The 17,596-nt window shown below is 65.9% G+C and carries 16 protein-coding genes; all 16 read left to right on the plus strand.

Going from position 1 to position 17,596, the window contains the following annotated elements; translation table 11 throughout:
• The first annotated feature begins 45 nt into the window (after positions 1 to 45).
• Positions 46 to 606 carry a ribosome recycling factor gene (gene frr / locus KIT53_RS03535; protein WP_297747712.1) on the plus strand — a complete coding sequence of 187 codons (561 nt, stop codon included), beginning with the start codon at positions 46 to 48 and terminating at the stop codon, positions 604 to 606.
• A gap of 33 nt (positions 607 to 639) precedes the next feature.
• Positions 640 to 1,407, plus strand: coding sequence for a polyprenyl diphosphate synthase (uppS, locus tag KIT53_RS03540; protein ID WP_297747715.1), 768 nt, complete (start codon positions 640 to 642; stop codon positions 1,405 to 1,407).
• On the plus strand, positions 1,400 to 2,224 hold the full coding sequence (locus KIT53_RS03545) for a phosphatidate cytidylyltransferase (protein ID WP_297747718.1): 825 nt from the start codon (positions 1,400 to 1,402) through the stop codon (positions 2,222 to 2,224). The genes uppS and KIT53_RS03545 overlap by 8 nt, the downstream gene beginning before the upstream one ends.
• Before the next feature lie 5 nt (positions 2,225 to 2,229).
• Positions 2,230 to 3,414 (plus strand): 1-deoxy-D-xylulose-5-phosphate reductoisomerase, encoded by a 1,185-nt coding sequence (gene ispC, locus KIT53_RS03550; protein ID WP_297747721.1) that lies wholly within the window; start codon positions 2,230 to 2,232, stop codon positions 3,412 to 3,414.
• 58 nt (positions 3,415 to 3,472) lie between these two features.
• A complete protein-coding gene (rseP, locus tag KIT53_RS03555) occupies positions 3,473 to 4,837 on the plus strand; it encodes an RIP metalloprotease RseP (protein ID WP_297747724.1) in 1,365 nt (454 codons plus the stop codon).
• Between the two features lie 13 nt (positions 4,838 to 4,850).
• Positions 4,851 to 7,172: an outer membrane protein assembly factor BamA gene (gene bamA, locus KIT53_RS03560; protein ID WP_297747727.1), complete on the plus strand. Its 2,322-nt coding sequence runs from the start codon at positions 4,851 to 4,853 to the stop codon at positions 7,170 to 7,172.
• On the plus strand, positions 7,172 to 7,693 hold the full coding sequence (locus KIT53_RS03565; protein ID WP_297747731.1) for an OmpH family outer membrane protein: 522 nt from the start codon (positions 7,172 to 7,174) through the stop codon (positions 7,691 to 7,693). The genes bamA and KIT53_RS03565 overlap by 1 nt, the downstream gene beginning before the upstream one ends.
• A gap of 16 nt (positions 7,694 to 7,709) precedes the next feature.
• Positions 7,710 to 8,765: a UDP-3-O-(3-hydroxymyristoyl)glucosamine N-acyltransferase gene (lpxD, locus tag KIT53_RS03570; RefSeq protein ID WP_297747735.1), complete on the plus strand. Its 1,056-nt coding sequence runs from the start codon at positions 7,710 to 7,712 to the stop codon at positions 8,763 to 8,765.
• Positions 8,762 to 9,202: a 3-hydroxyacyl-ACP dehydratase FabZ gene (gene fabZ / locus KIT53_RS03575; protein WP_297747738.1), complete on the plus strand. Its 441-nt coding sequence runs from the start codon at positions 8,762 to 8,764 to the stop codon at positions 9,200 to 9,202. The genes lpxD and fabZ overlap by 4 nt, the downstream gene beginning before the upstream one ends.
• An 18-nt stretch (positions 9,203 to 9,220) precedes the next feature.
• The gene (gene lpxA / locus KIT53_RS03580) at positions 9,221 to 10,018 is read left to right on the plus strand and encodes an acyl-ACP--UDP-N-acetylglucosamine O-acyltransferase (protein ID WP_297747741.1); all 798 of its coding nucleotides are present in this window, start codon (positions 9,221 to 9,223) and stop codon (positions 10,016 to 10,018) included.
• Positions 10,019 to 11,167 carry a lipid-A-disaccharide synthase gene (gene lpxB / locus KIT53_RS03585; RefSeq protein WP_297747744.1) on the plus strand — a complete coding sequence of 383 codons (1,149 nt, stop codon included), beginning with the start codon at positions 10,019 to 10,021 and terminating at the stop codon, positions 11,165 to 11,167. It begins immediately after the preceding gene.
• Positions 11,139 to 11,789: a ribonuclease HII gene (gene rnhB / locus KIT53_RS03590; RefSeq protein ID WP_297747747.1), complete on the plus strand. Its 651-nt coding sequence runs from the start codon at positions 11,139 to 11,141 to the stop codon at positions 11,787 to 11,789. Before lpxB ends, rnhB begins: the two co-directional genes overlap by 29 nt.
• A complete protein-coding gene (locus KIT53_RS03595) occupies positions 11,786 to 12,559 on the plus strand; it encodes an RNA methyltransferase (protein WP_297747750.1) in 774 nt (257 codons plus the stop codon). The genes rnhB and KIT53_RS03595 overlap by 4 nt, the downstream gene beginning before the upstream one ends.
• Before the next feature lie 200 nt (positions 12,560 to 12,759).
• Complete coding sequence (gene carA, locus KIT53_RS03600; protein ID WP_297747753.1) at positions 12,760 to 13,926, plus strand: glutamine-hydrolyzing carbamoyl-phosphate synthase small subunit; 1,167 nt, start codon at positions 12,760 to 12,762, stop codon at positions 13,924 to 13,926.
• 6 nt (positions 13,927 to 13,932) lie between these two features.
• Positions 13,933 to 14,295, plus strand: a complete 363-nt coding sequence (locus KIT53_RS03605) for a hypothetical protein (protein WP_297747756.1) — start codon at positions 13,933 to 13,935, stop codon at positions 14,293 to 14,295.
• Between the two features lie 24 nt (positions 14,296 to 14,319).
• Positions 14,320 to 17,577 carry a carbamoyl-phosphate synthase large subunit gene (gene carB / locus KIT53_RS03610; RefSeq protein ID WP_297747759.1) on the plus strand — a complete coding sequence of 1,086 codons (3,258 nt, stop codon included), beginning with the start codon at positions 14,320 to 14,322 and terminating at the stop codon, positions 17,575 to 17,577.
• The last annotated feature ends 19 nt before the right edge of the window (positions 17,578 to 17,596 follow it).

Here is a 17,596-nt window from a genome sequence, read left to right on the forward strand (position 1 = left end):
GCGTCGAGCATTCTTTCCTTCCTGACGCATCGAGGAGCATGATTCATGAGCATTGAGGACATCCGCAAGACCGCCGAGCACAAGATGCTCCAATCGGTGGAGGCGCTCAAGACCGGTTTGACGAAGGTGCGCACCGGCCGGCCCAATCCGGCGCTGCTGGACGCGGTGCATGTGGAGTACTACGGCTCCATGCTGCCCCTGTCCCAGGTGGCCAACCTGTCGCTTCTGGACGCGCGCACCATTGGCGTGGCACCGTGGGAAAAGGGCATGGGCGCCAAGATCGAAAAGGCGATCCGGGAGTCCGATCTCGGCCTCAATCCCTCGAGCCAGGGAGACCTGATCCGCGTGCCTATGCCGCCGATGACGGAAGAGCGCCGCAAGGAGTTGACCAAGGTCGTGCGAGGCGATGGCGAGGCGGCCAAGATCGCCATCCGCAACCTGCGCCGTGATGCCAACGAATCGGTCAAGCGCCTGGTGAAGGACAAGCTGGCTTCCGAGGATGATGACCGCCGTGCGCAGGAGGATATCCAGAAGCTCACCGATCGCATGATCGCGGAGGTGGACCGTCTGGTCGCCGCGAAGGAGCAGGACATCCTGGCGGTCTGAAGCCCAGTGTCCGTTTTCCCATCCATCGCGTCGATGTCGAACCCTTCTCCCGCCCCGCTCGTTGGCGCAGTGAAGCCCGGCCACATTGCCATCGTGATGGATGGCAATGGCCGATGGGCACAGAAGCGCTGGTTGCCGCGTGTGGCAGGCCACAAACAAGGGGTGGACGCTTTGCGGCGCATTGTTGAGGCCTGCATCGAGCGCGGCATCCCTGCGCTTTCGGTGTTCGCCTTTTCCTCGGAGAACTGGAACCGTCCCGCCGACGAGGTGTCGGGTCTCATGGACCTGTTGGCCATGGCGCTCGGACGCGAAGTGCCCAGCCTCAAGGACAACGGCGTGCGCCTGCATTTCCCGGGCAATCGCAGTGGCCTGTCTGCGCGCGTGGCCCAGGGTCTGGAGGCGGCAGAGCGAGACACCGCGCACAACACCCGCCTGGTTCTCAACGTCTGTTTCAACTATGGCGGACGCTGGGACATCGCACAGGCTGCCCACAGCCTGGCGGCGCGAGGTGAGGCGATCACGGAAGAGAGCCTGTCGAATGCCATGGCGTTGTCGCATGTGCCGGATCCCGACCTGCTGATCCGCACCGGTGGCGAACTGCGCATCAGCAATTTCCTGCTCTGGCAGTCCGCGTATGCAGAGCTCGTCTTCACCGACTGTCTCTGGCCGGACTTCGATGGGGCCGCACTCGACCGGGCTCTGGCCGAGTTCGCCGGTCGCCAGCGCCGCTTTGGCCAGACTGCGGAGCAGCGCGCCCAGGCCGAATCTTTGGCGGCCCATGCGGGCCAACGGCATGCTTAAGCAGCGTGTCATCACCGCGGTCCTGCTGCTGGCGGTCCTGCTGCCGGCCCTGTTCTACCCATCCATCGAACCTTTTGCGGCGTTGACGCTGCTTCTCATTGCCGCCGCCAGTTGGGAATGGGCCCGGCTCAACGGCTGCGGTCCTCGGTTGTCGCTCTCGTTCGGCGCCGGCATGGCGTTGGCCATGGCGCTTTTCTGGCTGCTGGGCGGGCTTTCGCTGGCGTTGCGTCCGCTGTGGCTGGTGGTCGGTGCGGCCTGGGTGCTGCTGTCCGTGGCCATGCTGGGGCGTGGCGTCGGCGGCTGGAGTCTCTGGCCTGCCGGTCTACGCCTCTGGGGCGGGCTGTTTCTGATCGCCTGTGCCTGGCTGGCCCTGGTGCAGGCCAGGCAGGCCGGACTCACGTTCCTTCTGTCGGTGCTCACGCTGGTCTGGATGGCCGACATCGCCGCCTATTTCGGCGGTCGGGCTCTGGGCCGCCGCAAGCTGGCTCCCACCATCAGCCCGGGCAAGAGCTGGGAAGGCGCGATCAGCGGCCTGGTGGGGGTGGCGCTTCTGGCCGCAGGCTGGCTGGTGGTCCAGGGCGGCGAGGGCGACAGCCTGTATGCGCGCCTCTGGCAGCTCGGGCCACTGCCCGCAGTGCTGGCCCTGGTGTTCCTGGTGGCGATGAGCGTGGTGGGCGATCTGGTCGAGTCGCTCGTCAAGCGAAGCGCGGGGGTCAAGGACTCCAGTGCCTTGCTGCCCGGCCATGGTGGTGTGCTTGACCGGGTCGACGCGCTGCTGCCCGTGCTTCCCCTGGCCATGATGCTCACGACCCTTTGAACGCCATGACCCGTCCGCAGGCCGTCACCATACTGGGTTCAACCGGTTCCATCGGCACCAGCACGCTGGATGTGCTGGCACGCCACCCCGATCGTTATGTGGTCCATGCACTGACCGCAGCCACGCAGGTCGACGCGCTGCTGGCGCAGTGCCGCCGCTTCGCACCCCGCTATGCCGTGATGGCCAGCCCTGCCCATGCGCACGAACTGGCGCAGCGTGTGCGCGAAGAAGGTCTGCTTGTGCAGGTGCTTTCCGGCGCGCAGGCGCTGTGCGATGTGGCGAGCGCCGCCGAAGTGGACGCCGTGATGGCCGCCATCGTGGGGGCTGCGGGACTCGCGCCCAGCCTGGCTGCCGCGCGTGCGGGCAAGAAGGTGCTGCTGGCCAACAAGGAAGCGCTGGTGGTGGGGGGCGAACTGTTCATGCAGGCGGTGCGAGAGGGCGGCGCCACACTGCTGCCGATCGACAGTGAACACTCCGCAGTGTTCCAGTCTCTGCCAGAAGATCCGGACACCTGGGAGCGCCGTGTCGACAAGATCGTGCTGACCGCCTCGGGGGGGCCCTTTCGGACCCGCGATCTCGGCACGCTGGAGAAGGTGACGCCTCAGGAAGCCTGTGCGCATCCCAACTGGGTGATGGGCCGCAAGATATCCGTCGACTCCGCCACCATGATGAACAAGGCGCTGGAGGTGATCGAGGCCAGCTACCTGTTTGGTTTGCCGGGTTCGCGCATCGAGGTCGTGATCCATCCGCAGAGCGTGATCCATTCGATGGTGCAGTACCGGGACCGTTCGGTGGTGGCGCAACTTGGCACGCCCGATATGCGCGGCCCCATCGCCTACGGTTTGTCCTGGCCCGAGCGTATCGAGTCCGGTGCGGCTGCGCTCGATTTCACCGCCCTGGGCGCACTCAGCTTCGAAAAACCGGACGATCGGCGTTTCCCTGGCTTGCGCCTGGCCTGGGAGGCGCTCGAGGGTCCGGCAGGCACGACCGCCGTGCTCAACGCGGCCAACGAGGTGGCGGTGGACGCCTTTCTTGCTGGACACCTGCGTTTCGACCAGATTCACCGGATCAACGATGCAACTTTGCAGGCGCTGCAACCCTCCAAGCCGCAGCAACTGGCGGACCTGCTGGCCATCGACGCCGAGGCGCGGGCGCTGGCCCGTGCTCAGGTCGAGCGGCTGAGGGCCTGAAGGCATTCAGGGCGCGGCTGCGGTTTCCTGCGTCTCACCAATCTACCGGCCTCTGACCATGCTCACTCTCGTTGCCTTTGTCGTGGCCCTGGGACTGCTGATCGCGGTGCATGAATACGGCCACTACCGTGTGGCGGTAGCGTGCGGCGTGAAAGTGCTTCGCTTCTCCATCGGCTTTGGCAAACCATTGCTGAGCTGGCGCAAGCCGGGCAGCTCCACGGAGTTTGTCGTGTGCGCCCTGCCTCTGGGAGGCTATGTCCGCATGCTGGACGAGAGGGAAGCGCCCGTGGACCCGGCGGAGCGGCATCTGGCTTTCAATACCCAGCCCTTGCGTTCCCGCGCGGCCATTGTTGCTGCGGGCCCTGCGGCGAATCTGCTGCTGGCCGTGCTTATCTATGCGCTGGTGAACTGGACGGGCATCGAGGAGCCGGTGCCCGTGTTGGCATCGCCTGTGGCGGGGTCTCTTGCCGCACAGGCTGGCTTCAAGGGCGGTGAGCGTGTGACGCAGGTGGCCGCCGCAGACGATGAGCCTGTCGATGTGCTGTCGTTCGAGGACCTCCGCTGGCGCCTCACGCAAGCGGCCCTCTCTGGCGACGATCTGACGGTCTGGTTCAGCCCGCGCGACCAGGCCGGCGTGCGTTCGCTGGTCCTGCCCCTGAGTGAACTCCAGGTGCGCGACGCGGACGCCACCCTGTTCCAGCGCATCGGCATCACGACGCCCTGGAGCGCACCGGTGGTGGGCGAAGTGGTGGAGGGCGGCGCGGCGGCGGCGGCCGGATTGCATCCCGGTGATCTGGTGCAGCGTGTCGACGGCCATCCGGTGGCCGACGGCCAGAGCCTTCGGGCGCTGATCCGCGCGTCGGTCGGTGCCGAGGGCAAGGCTGTCACCCAGCACTGGGACATCCGGCGTGGCCAGCAGGCCTTGAGCCTGGCCGTGACGCCGGCGCCGGAACAGCAGGACGGTGCCTGGATCGGTCGCGTGGGCGCCTACATCGGCGCTGCGCCCCAGATGACCACCGTCAGCCATGGCTTGGTGGACAGCGTGATCAATGGCGTGGTTCGCACCTGGGAAGTCTCGTGGCTCACGCTGCGGATGATGGGGCGCATGCTGGTGGGGGAAGCCTCGGTAAAGAACCTCAGCGGCCCTATCACGATTGCTGATTACGCGGGCAAGTCGGCCAGTCTCGGCGTTACCTCCTACCTCCTGTTTCTGGCGCTCATCAGCGTCAGTCTGGGGGTGCTGAACCTGCTGCCGCTGCCGGTCCTGGATGGGGGGCACCTGATGTATTATCTTTGGGAGGGTGTGACCGGTCGCAGCGTTTCCGATGTCTGGATGGAGCGCCTGCAGCGAGGGGGTGTCGTGGTTCTCATGGCGCTCATGTCCGTCGCCTTGTTCAATGATGTGGTCCGTCTTGCGGGCTGAACGCTTCCTTTCCATGAAAACAAAACAAACCGGTCTTCGCGGCCTGACTCTTTCAGCGCTCGCGGCGTCCCTCATGGCTGCACTGCCCGCCTGGGCCGTGGACCCTTTCACCCTGCGGGACATTCGCGTGGAAGGCCTGCAGCGCGTGGAGCCGGGTACCGTGTTCGCCTCGCTGCCATTCCGTATTGGCGAGCTCTACAACGACGACAAGGGCACGACGGCCATCCGCGCGCTGTTCGGCCTGGGCCTGTTCAGCGACGTGCGCCTGCAGATCAACGGCGACGTGCTCGTGGTGATCGTGGAAGAGCGTCCCACCGTGGCCGATGTGGGCTTCTCCGGCATCAAGGAGTTCGACGCGGACGTGCTCAAGAAGGCGCTGCGCGACATCGGCCTGGCCGAAGGCCGTCCGTTTGACAAGGCGCTGGCCGATCGCGCCGAGCAGGAGCTCAAGCGCCAGTACATCAACCGCAGCATGTACGCGGCCACCGTGGTGACCACCGTGACGCCAACCGAGCGCAACCGGGTCAACTTGAACTTCACCGTGGTCGAAGGCGATGTGGCCAAGATCCGCGAAATCCGCATCGTCGGCAACAAGGCTTTCTCCGAATCCACGTTGCGCAATCTGTTCGATCTCGACACGGGCAGTTGGCTGAGCTGGTACACCAAATCGGACCGCTACTCTCGCGCCAAACTCAACGCCGACATCGAAACCCTGCGCTCCTACTACCTCACGCGCGGCTACCTGGAGTTCCGCATCGAGTCGACCCAGGTAGCGATCTCGCCCGACAAGCAGGACATGTCGATCACCCTGAATATCTCCGAAGGCGATCGCTACGTGGTCAAGTCGGTGGCGCTGGAGGGCGAGTACCTGGGCAAGGAGGAGCAGTTCAAGTCGCTGGTGACCTTGCGCGCTGGCGAGGCCTACAACGCCGAGGACGTTTCCGCCACCGTGAAGGCGTTCACCGACTATTTCGGTACCTTCGGCTACGCGTTCGCGCAGGTTGATGCCACGCCCGAAATCGACCGCGTGAACAAGCAGGTGTCTTTCGTGCTGCGGTCGCAGCCTGCGCGGCGGGTGTATGTGCGCCGTATCCACGTTGAAGGCAACAGCCGCACGCGTGACGAGGTCGTTCGACGCGAGTTCCGTCAGTTCGAGTCGGCCTGGTACGACGGCGATCGCATCCGCCTCTCGCGCGACCGCGTCGACCGCCTGGGCTTCTTCACCGAGGTCAATGTCGATACCCAGGCAGTGCCCGGCACGCCAGACCAGGTGGACCTGACGGTGACCGTGGCCGAGAAGCCCACCGGCAATATCTCGCTTGGCGCCGGCTATTCCCAGGCCGAGCAGCTTTCGCTGATTGCCGGCATCCAGCAGGAAAACGTGTTCGGCTCCGGCAACTACCTGGGCATCAACGTCAACACCAGCCGGTTCAACCGCCAACTGGTGCTGAGCACGGTGGATCCCTACTTCACGCCAGACGGTGTTTCGCGGACCTTCGACGCCTACTACAAGACCACCACGCCCTACACCAATCAGGGTGGGGACTACCGCCTGGTCACCCCGGGCGTCGCGGTCAAGTTCGGCGTGCCTTTTACCGAACAAGACACGGTGTTTTTCGGGGTCGGCGTGGAGCAGACCCGCATTGAGGCCGGCAATGGGCTGCCCGAGGCCTATCAGAACTACTCCACCACGTTTGGTGACGCCAGCGTGTCGGTGCCTCTGACCATAGGTTGGACGCGAGACGGCCGGGACAGCGCCCTGGTGCCCACGCAGGGCCGCCTGCAACGCTTCAACACGGAGTTGGGCGTGGCGGGAGACACCCGCTATTTCAAGGCCAACTACCAAGTCCAGCAGTATTTCCCGTTGAACAAACAGTACACGCTGGCGCTCAACGGCGAACTGGGCTACGGCAAGGGTCTGGGGGGGCGTCCATTCCCGCTGTTCAAGAACTTCTTCGGCGGGGGCCTGGGCTCGGTGCGTGGTTTTGACCAGGGTACCCTGGGCCCCACGTCGCCGATTCTTTCCGGGCTGCTGGCGGGTGAGCGGGTCAACATCGGCGGCAACCGCAGCGTGGCGCTCAACGCCGAGTTCATCACCCCCTTCCCGGGAGCCGGCAACGACCGGACCTTGCGCATGTTCGGCTTCATCGATGTGGGCAACATCTATGGCGAAGGGGAGAAGCTCAGTTTCTCCGACATGCGCGCCTCGGTCGGTGTCGGGGTGAGCTGGATCTCGCCCATCGGCCCCCTGCGCTTTGCATTTGCTAACCCCATCCGCAAATTCCCCGGGGATAGAATCCAGAAATTCCAGTTTCAGATCGGAACCTCCTTTTGATGAAGACTCTTTTCCGCCTTTTCAACCCCCGCCATCTGGCGGTGGTGGTGCTGGGACTGTCGGCTCTCGCCGCAGTCGCCCAGGACTTCCGCATCGGTTTCGTGAACACCGATCGCATCTTCCGCGAAGCCAACATGGCCAAGGCCGCGCAAACCAAGCTGGAGCAGGAGTTCTCGCGGCGCGAGAAGGAAATCCAGTCCCTGGCCAGCCAGCTCAAGAGCGCTTCGGAAAAGTTCGAACGCGAGTCGCCGACACTGCCCGACGCTCAGCGCGTCACACGTCAGCGCCAACTGGTCGAGCAGGACAGGGACTTCCAGCGCAAGCAGCGTGAGTTTCAGGAAGACCTGAACATGCGCAAGAACGAAGAGCTCCAGGGTGTGCTGGAGCGCGCCAACCGCATCATCAAGCAGGTGGCGGAGGCCGAGAAGTACGACCTGGTGATCCAGGAGGCCGTCTACATCAACCCCAAGCACGACATCACCGACAAGGTGCTGGCTGGCTTGAACGGCGGCGGCAAGTAAGCGCACGGAGCGGGCGGTGTCCAAGTCGCTGGGCTCCATCGTCGAGGCCCTTGGCGGCTCACTTCAGGGCGATCCCGCACTCCGTATCGAGCGGCTGGCGCCGCTGGCCTCCGCTGAGGCTGATGCACTGGCCTTCGTGGCCCATGTGCGGTACGCCAACCAGATCGGGAGCACAGCGGCCGGTGCGCTGATCGTGCCTCCCGGACTTGCCGAGCCAGCGGCGCGGCGCGGCGCGTGCATCGTCACCGACGATCCCTACCTGTATTTCGCACGGCTCACCCAGTGGTGGCGCCGTGCGCACGAACCTGCGCGCCCGCCTGCTATCGACCCGCTGGCCAGCGTCCATCCGCAGGCGCGAGTGGAAGAGGGCGTGGACATAGGTCCCTTCGCCGTCGTTTCGGCCGGCGCGCAGGTGGCGCACGGAGCACGCATCGGCGCCCATGCCGTGGTGGGGCCGGATGCCCATATAGGCGAAGGCACCTTGCTGCATGCCCGGGTGAGCGTGGGCGAGCGTTGCGTGGTGGGCGCGCGCTGCGTGCTGCACAGTGGCGTGGTCATCGGGGCCGATGGATTCGGCTTTGCACCACACCAGGGGCAATGGGTCAAGATCGAGCAATTGGGTGCGGTGCGCATCGGCAACGATGTCGAAATCGGCGCCAATACCTGTATCGACAGAGGGGCGTTGGACGACACCGTGATCGAGGACGGCGTGAAGCTGGACAACCTGGTCCAGATTGGACACAACGTGCGCGTCGGTGCCCATACCGCCATGGCCGGTTGCGTGGGGGTGGCGGGCAGCGCGCACATCGGCGCGCACTGCACTATTGGAGGCGGTGCGGTGGTCCTGGGGCATCTGACGCTGGCCGACGGCGTGCACGTATCGGCCGCCTCGGTGGTGACGCGCTCGTTGCTCAAGCCAGGGCATTACACCGGCATGTTCCCCATAGACGACAATGGGGCCTGGGAAAAGAACGCCGCATCCCTCAAACAGCTCAACCGCCTGCGCGAACGCCTCAAGGCTGTCGAGCAGGCCATCGCAAGCGCCCGACCAAACACCTCTTCCGACCCATGATGGACATTCACCAGATTCTCAAGCAGCTTCCCCACCGCTATCCGATCCTGCTGGTGGACAGGGTGCTGGAGCTGGACAAGGGCAAGCGCATCCAGGCCCTCAAGAACGTCACCATCAACGAACCCTTTTTCACCGGGCATTTTCCGCACCGCCCGGTGATGCCGGGTGTGCTCATGCTGGAGGCCATGGCGCAGGCGGCAGCCTTGCTGGCCTTTGACACCGTGGGTGTGACGCCCGACGACAAGACGGTCTACTACTTTGCAGGCATCGATGGCGCACGCTTCAAGCGCCCGGTCGAGCCGGGTGATCAACTGGTGATGGACGTGACGCTGGAGCGCATGAAGGCCGGCATTTTCAAGTTCAAGGGTGTTACCCGCGTGGGCGCCGAGGTGGCCTGCGAGGCGGAACTGATGTGCACCATGCGCACCATCGCCTGAGCGCGGGAGGGCCGCGCCGTGTCGTCTCTGATCCATCCCACCGCCCTGGTCGACCCGCAGGCGCAACTGGACAGTTCGGTCCAGGTGGGGCCCTATACCGTGATCGGCCCGCATGTGAAGGTCGATGCAGGGACCACCATCGGTGCGCATTGCGTGATCGAGGGCCACACCACCATCGGCCGGGACAACCGCATCTTCCAGTTCAACTCGCTGGGTGCGATCCCGCAGGACAAGAAGTACGCAGGTGAGCCGTGCGAACTGGTCATAGGCCATCGCAACACCATCCGCGAGTTCTGCACCTTCAACATCGGTTCGCCCGGTGACAAGGGCGTCACGCGCGTAGGCGATGACAACTGGATCATGGCCTACGTCCATCTGGCGCACGACTGCCAGGTGGGCCATCACACAATCTTCGCCAACAACTCGCAGCTGGCCGGTCACGTCACCGTGGACGATTGGGTGATCCTGGGCGGCTTTACCGTGGCGCACCAGTTCGTGCGCATCGGGGCGCACGCGATGACGGCCATGTGCTCGCTGCTGTTCGCTGATCTCCCTCCCTTCGTGATGTGCCAGGGCCAGCCGGCCCAGGCCCGCTCGATGAACTTCGAAGGTCTGCGCCGCAGGGGGTTCTCCGCCGCGCGCGTCTCGGCGGTCAAGGCCATGCACAAGGCGCTCTACCGGGATGACCTCAAGCTCGACCAGGCCACCGCGCGCATCCAGGCACTGGCCGAGGGCACGCCCGAGGCTGCGCCCGACGTGGCCTTGATGCTGGATTTTCTCGCCCGGGTGTCGCCCCAGCGCGGCATCGTTCGCTGAATGGCGCAGGTTCCCAAGCGCTTCGCGCTCGTGGCGGGCGAAGCGTCGGGTGACTTGCTGGCGGGCCTGCTTCTGGGCGGTGTACGCCAGCGTTGGCCGGCGCTGCATGCCTGTGGCATCGGCGGGCCACAGATGGCGGCCCAGGGCTTCGAGGCCTGGTGGCCGAGCGACAAGCTTGCCGTGCGTGGCTACGTGGAGGTGCTGCGCCACTACCGCGAGATCGTCGGCATCCGTGACCGCCTGCGCGAGCGCCTTCTCGGCCCGGACCGACCGGATGTGTTCATCGGGGTGGACGCGCCAGACTTCAATCTCGATCTGGAGGCGGCGTTGCGGGAGCGTGGCGTGCGCACCGTGCACTTCGTCTGCCCCTCGATCTGGGCCTGGCGTGCCGAACGGGTGGAGAAGATCCGCCGCAGCGCGGACCATGTGCTGTGCATCTTTCCCTTCGAACCCGACCTGCTGGCCCGGCACGGGATTGCCGCAACCTACGTCGGGCACCCGCTGGCCAACGTGATTCCGCTGCAGCCAGACCGCACCGCGGCGCGTGCCCACCTGGGCCTGCCCGCGGATGCCCAGGTGGTGGCGGTGCTGCCAGGCAGCCGCGCGTCCGAGGTGCAGTACCTGGCGCGCACTTTCTTCGACGCCGCCGTGCGCATGCAGCGCGAGCGGCCGGGTCTGCATTTCGTGGTGCCTGCGGTACCCGCGCTGCGCGAACGCATCGACGCCGCCGCGCGTGCCGCCGGTCTGCGCGACGGTCTGCGTGTGTTGACCGGCCAGTCGCATGCCGTGCTGGCCGCCTGCGACGTGACGCTGATCGCCAGCGGCACCGCCACGCTGGAGGCGGCGCTCTTCAAACGGCCCATGGTCATCGCCTACGACATGAACTGGCTGTCGTGGCAGATCATGCGGCGCAAGCAACTGCAGCCCTGGGTCGGCTTGCCGAACATCCTCAGCGGTGAGTTCGTGGTGCCCGAGTTCCTGCAAGACGCGGCCACGCCAGAGGCTTTGTCGCGTGCGGTGCTGGACTGGCTCGATGCGCCTGCGAAAATCCTGGCTTTGCAGCAGCGCTTCGACGTGCTGCACCATGCTCTGCGACGCGACACCGCCCAACTCGCCACCGATGCGATCGAAAAAGTTCTTGAAAGCTGAACAGGCCTCCTTGCCCTGGGACACGCCCGGCCTGCTGGCTGGCGTGGACGAGGCCGGTCGAGGGCCTCTGGCCGGCCCGGTGGTGGCGGCGGCGGTGATCCTGGACGAGCGCCATCCCATCAAGGGCCTGGCGGACTCCAAGCAGTTGACCGCGCTGCGCCGGGAGCGGCTGTTTGACGAAATCCGTGCCAAGGCGCTGTGCTGCAGCGTGGCCCAGGCCTCGGTGGAAGAAATTGACCAGTTGAACATCCTGCAGGCCACGATGCTGGCCATGCGCCGTGCCGTACAGGGGCTGCGCCTGAAGCCGGGCAAGGTGCTGGTGGACGGCAACCGGCTGCCGCCACTGGATGTGCTGGCCGAAGCGGTGGTGTCGGGTGACGCGCTGGTGCCCGCGATTTCCGCTGCCTCCATTCTGGCCAAGGTCACGCGCGACCGCCTGTTGTGCGAGTTGCACCAGCAACATCCCGAGTACGGTTTTGACCGCCACAAAGGCTATGGCACGGCGCAGCATCTGCGCGCACTGCAGGCCCATGGCGCGCTGGCGGTGCACAGACGTTCCTTCGCCCCTGTGGCGCGGGCGCTGGCATCCACCGCCCTTGCGGGCGAGGGTGGAGCGCATTGACCCCGCCTACCGCCATCACCTCGCGCGACAACCCCTTGCTCAAGCGCTTGCGACTGCTTGCGCAGGACAGCACCGCCTACCGCAAGCAGGGCCAGGTCTGGTTGGAGGGTGACCATCTCTGCCGTGCTCTGCTGGCGCGTGGACATCGCCCTGACGTGGCGGTGTTCACCGACCGCTACTGGCCACAAGCGCCTCAGGCGCTGCGCGAAGCGGCGCCCCAGGTGGTCACCGTGCCCGAGGCGCTCATGGCGGGCCTCAGCGGCCTGGAGTCGGCGGCTGGTGTGGGCTTCGTCTGGGCGCTGCCTGCCGCGGTGCCCCTCGCGTCTGATGCACCCACGGTGGTGCTGGACCGGTTGCAGGACGCCGGCAACGTGGGTTCCATCCTGCGCAGCGCGGCGGCTTTCGGTTTCACCCAGGTTGCCGCACTCAAGGGAACGGCCGCGCTGTGGTCGCCCAAAGTGGTGCGCGCCGGCATGGGGGCGCATTTTGGCCTGCGGCTGGTCGAGGGGCTGTCCGTGGCGGATCTGGACGGCCTTGCGGTACCGCTGCTGGCAACCAGTTCGCACCAGGGCGAATGGCTGCACCAGGGTGAACTGCCCTGGCCCTGCGCCTGGCTGCTGGGGCACGAAGGGCAGGGCGTGAGCGCCCCTCTGGAAGCGATGGCGCAGCGGCACGTGCGCATCGCCCAGCCTGGTGGCGAGGAGTCGCTCAACGTGGCGGCTGCGGCGGCGATCTGCCTGCACGCCAGCGCGACCCGCCGCAGCGCCTGACGCCTCTCGGCGCGGCTGGCGCCGGGCTATAATTCCGCGGTTTACCCGCAATCGGCGCAAACCTTGCGCGCCCCGGCTTTTCACCCCAGGTTGTTGCTCCGTTTCTGCCCCGGCACCGGTCCGGCGCAAGGCGGACGCCAAGCCTGCGCGGCACCTGCCGCCGGCGCGAGGACCTTGCAGCCAACCTTCTGGAGAATTCCGTGCTTCCCGTCCACCCGAAAGCCCTTCTCGCGCTCGCCGACGGCACGGTCTTTACAGGCATTTCCATTGGCGCTGCCGGCCAGACCTCGGGTGAGGTGGTGTTCAACACCGCCATCACCGGCTACCAGGAAATCCTCACCGATCCGAGCTATTGCCAGCAGATCGTCACGCTGACGTATCCGCACATCGGCAACACCGGCGTCAACGCCGAAGACGTCGAAGCCAGCCGCATCCATGCGGCCGGCCTGATCATCAAAGACCTGCCGCTGCTGGCCTCCAACTTCCGCAGCTCCGAAACCCTCACCCAATACCTGCAACGCGAGGGCACCGTGGCCATCGCCGACCTGGATACCCGTGCGCTCACGCGGCGGCTGCGCACGCACGGTGCGCAGAACGGCTGCATTCTGGCCCTGCCGGCCGGACAGGCGATCACCGAGGCCCACCGCGCGCAGGCCGTGGCCGCTGCCAAGGCCGCACCCAGCATGGCGGGTACCGATCTCGCCAAGGTGGTGTCGGCCAGCGCGCCCTACGCCTGGACCCAGACCGAATGGCAACTCGGCTTCGGCTATGGCGAACAGATCGCACCGCGCTTCCACGTGGTGGCGTACGACTTCGGCGTCAAGCACAACATCCTGCGCATGCTGAGTGCGCGCGGTTGCAAGGTCACGGTGGTGCCAGCCCAGACACCGGCCGCCGATGTCTTCAAGCTCAAGCCCAGCGGCGTGTTCCTCTCCAACGGCCCTGGCGACCCGGAGCCCTGTGGCTACGCGATTGCCGCCGCGCGCGAGATCATCGACAGCGGCGTGCCCACTTTCGGCATCTGCCTGGGCCACCAGATCATGGCGCTGGCCAGCGGCGCGAAGACCTTCAAGATGAAGTTCGGCCACCACGGCGCCAACCACCCGGTGAAGGACCTGGACAACGGTCGCGTCTCGATCACCAGCCAGAACCACGGTTTCGCCGTGGACGAGAAGACCCTGCCTGCGACCCTGCGCGCCACGCACGTGAGCCTCTTCGACGGCACGCTGCAGGGGTTGGCCCGCACCGACAAGCCGGCCTTCTGCTTCCAGGGCCATCCCGAGGCGTCACCGGGGCCGCACGATATCGGCTACCTGTTCGACCGCTTCATCGACCTGATGCAGGCCCGCGCCAGCGCCGCCGCCTGAAGCCGCATGAAGCTCTTCAGTTTTCCCATCCACACCATCGAGAAGGCGATCGCCCGGCGCATGCTCACGCTGGAATCACCGCACCGCGAATGGTTCGCGCAGCGCTGGGCGCAGAAGCCCTACCGCAAGGCCTTCATCGAGAACAAGGCCATGCCGCTGGTCACGCTGCTGGTCAAGGGCAAGGGTTGGGACGACGAGACCTTCAACGCCGAACTGTCGGCCTGGGACGCACGCTTCTACGACGCCGAGGTCGAGGTGCTGCGCCCCATGATCGAAGGGGACGGCCTGATTCAGCTGATGCAGAAGAACGTGCCCGCCGCGCGCGTGCAGGCACTGCTCAATACTTTGGATACCCAGCGCCAGGCCTGAGCCGGCGCGAACCCACCGCGAACCATGCCCAAAAGAACAGACATCCAGACCGTCCTCATCATCGGCGCAGGGCCCATCGTCATCGGACAGGCCTGCGAGTTCGACTACTCCGGCGTCCAGGCCTGCAAGGCGTTGCGGGAGGAGGGCTACCGTGTGGTGCTGATCAACAGCAACCCCGCGACCATCATGACCGACCCGGCCACGGCCGACGTCACCTACATCGAGCCCATCACCTGGCAGACGGTGGAGAAGATCATCGCCAAGGAGCGTCCCCTCACCCAGGGCGGCTTCGCCATCCTGCCCACCATGGGCGGACAGACGGCGCTGAACTGCGCGCTCGACCTCTGGCGCCATGGCGTGCTGGCCAAGCACGGCGTGGAGCTGATTGGCGCCACGCCCGAAGCCATCGACAAGGCCGAAGACCGGCTGAAGTTCAAGGACGCGATGACCAAGATCGGCCTGGGCTCGGCGCGCTCGGGCATCGCCCACAGCATGGAAGAAGCCTGGAGCGTGCAGAAGAGCGTGGGCTTCCCGGTGGTGATCCGCCCCAGCTTCACGCTGGGTGGTACCGGTGGTGGCATCGCCTACAACCCGGAAGAGTTCGAGACCATCTGCAAGCGCGGCCTGGAGGCCTCGCCCACCAACGAGCTGCTGATCGAGGAGTCGCTGCTCGGCTGGAAAGAGTACGAGATGGAGGTGGTGCGCGACAAGGCGGACAACTGCATCATCGTCTGCTCGATCGAGAACCTGGACCCCATGGGCGTGCACACTGGCGACTCGATCACCGTCGCCCCCGCCCAGACGCTGACCGACAAGGAGTACCAGATCCTGCGCAACGCCAGCCTGGCGGTGCTGCGCGAGATCGGTGTGGACACCGGCGGCTCCAATGTGCAGTTCTCCATCAACCCCAAGGACGGGCGCATGGTGGTGATCGAGATGAATCCGCGGGTCTCGCGCTCCTCGGCGCTGGCCTCCAAGGCCACGGGCTTTCCCATCGCCAAGGTGGCGGCCAAGCTGGCCGTGGGCTACACGCTGGACGAGCTGCGCAACGAGATCACCGGCGGTGCCACGCCGGCCAGCTTCGAGCCCAGCATCGACTACGTGGTCACCAAGATCCCGCGCTTCGCTTTCGAGAAGTTCCCGACCGCAGACAGCCGCCTGACCACGCAGATGAAAAGCGTGGGCGAGGTCATGGCCATGGGCCGCACCTTCCAGGAGTCGTTCCAGAAGGCCTTGCGCGGCCTGGAGGTGGGCGTGGATGGCATGAACGAGAAGACCCAGGACCGCGAGACGCTGGAGCGCGAACTCGGCGAGCCCGGGCCCGACCGCATCTGGTACGTGGGCGATGCCTTTGCCGCCGGCTGGACGCTGGAGGAAGTGCACCAGTTCACCAAGATCGACCCATGGTTCCTGGTGCAGATCGAGGAGATCGTGAAGATCGAACTCGCGCTGGAGAAGACCAGCCTGGACGCGATCGATGCCGACACCCTGCGCGGCCTCAAGAAGAAGGGCTTCTCCGACCGCCGCCTGGCCAAGCTGCTGAAGACCAGCGACAAGGCGGTGCGCGAGCGCCGCATCGCGGAGAACATCCGCCCGGTCTACAAGCGCGTGGACACCTGCGCGGCCGAGTTCGCCACCAACACCGCCTACATGTACTCGACCTACGAAGGCCATGGCGACGGTGAGTGCGAGGCCGAGCCGACCGGCCGCAAGAAAATCATGGTGTTGGGTGGTGGGCCCAACCGCATCGGCCAGGGCATCGAGTTCGACTACTGCTGCGTGCACGCCGCGCTGGCCATGCGCGAAGACGGCTACGAGACCATCATGGTCAACTGCAACCCCGAAACCGTCTCGACCGACTACGACACCAGCGACCGCCTGTACTTCGAGCCGCTCACGCTGGAAGACGTGCTGGAGATCGTGGACAAGGAAAAGCCGCTGGGCGTGATCGTCCAGTACGGCGGCCAGACGCCGCTGAAGCTCGCGCTGGGCCTGGAGGCCGCGGGCGTGCCCATCATCGGCACCAGCCCGGACATGATCGACGCCGCCGAAGACCGCGAACGCTTTCAGCAGTTGCTCCATACGTTGGGCCTGCGCCAGCCGCCCAACGCCACCGCGCGCGCCGAACCCGAGGCGCTGGACAAGGCCGCCGCGCTCGGCTATCCGCTGGTGGTGCGCCCCAGCTATGTGCTCGGCGGCCGTGCCATGGAGATCGTGCACGAGCAGCGCGACCTGGAGCGCTACATGCGCGAGGCGGTCAAGGTGAGCAACGATTCGCCGGTGCTGCTGGACCGCTTCCTCAACGACGCCATCGAGTGCGACGTGGATGCGGTGCGCGATGCCACCGGCCGTGTCTTCATCGGCGGTGTGATGGAACACATTGAGCAGGCCGGCGTGCACAGCGGTGATTCCGCCTGCTCGCTGCCGCCGTACTACCTCAGCAAGGCGACGGTGGACGAACTCAAGCGCCAGACCGCGGCCATGGCCGAAGGCCTGAACGTGGTGGGCCTGATGAACGTGCAGTTCGCGATCCAGGAAGTGGAAGAGAACGGCGTGAAGAAGGATGTGATCTTCGTGCTCGAGGTCAATCCGCGCGCCTCTCGCACCGTGCCCTTCGTGTCCAAGGCCACCGGCATCCAGCTCGCCAAGGTGGCCGCGCGCTGCATGGCCGGCCAGTCGCTCGACGCCCAGGGTATCGGCGCCGAGGTGCAGATGCCCTACTTCAGCGTCAAGGAGGCGGTGTTCCCGTTCGTGAAGTTCCCCGGTGTGGACACCATCCTCGGCCCGGAGATGAAATCCACTGGCGAGGTCATGGGGGTGGGCAAGACCTTCGGCGAGGCTTTCGTCAAGAGCCAGCTTGGCGCGGGCACCAAGCTGCCGACCTCTGGCAAGGTGTTCCTGACCGTGAAGAACGGCGACAAGCCGCGTGCGGTGGAAGTGGCCCGCCAACTGGTGGAGATGGGGTTCGAACTCGTCGCCACGCGCGGCACGGCAGCCGCCATCAGCGCGGCCGGCGTGGCGGTGCAGACGGTCAACAAGGTCACCGAGGGCCGTCCTCACATCGTCGACGCGATCAAGAACGGCGACATCGTGCTGGTGATCAACACGGTGGAAGAGCGCCGCAACGCCATCGCCGATTCGCGCGCCATTCGCACCTCCGCGCTGCTGGCCCGGGTGACCACCTTCACCACCATCGCCGGGGCCGAGGCCGCTGTCGAAGGCATGAAGTACCTCGACAAGCTCGACGTGATCTCGGTCCAGGAGATGCACGCGCAGCTCTGAGCCCGGCGCCGGCCGGCCG

The organism is Hydrogenophaga sp., from assembly GCF_026125785.1.
GTDB lineage: Bacteria > Pseudomonadota > Gammaproteobacteria > Burkholderiales > Burkholderiaceae_C > Hydrogenophaga.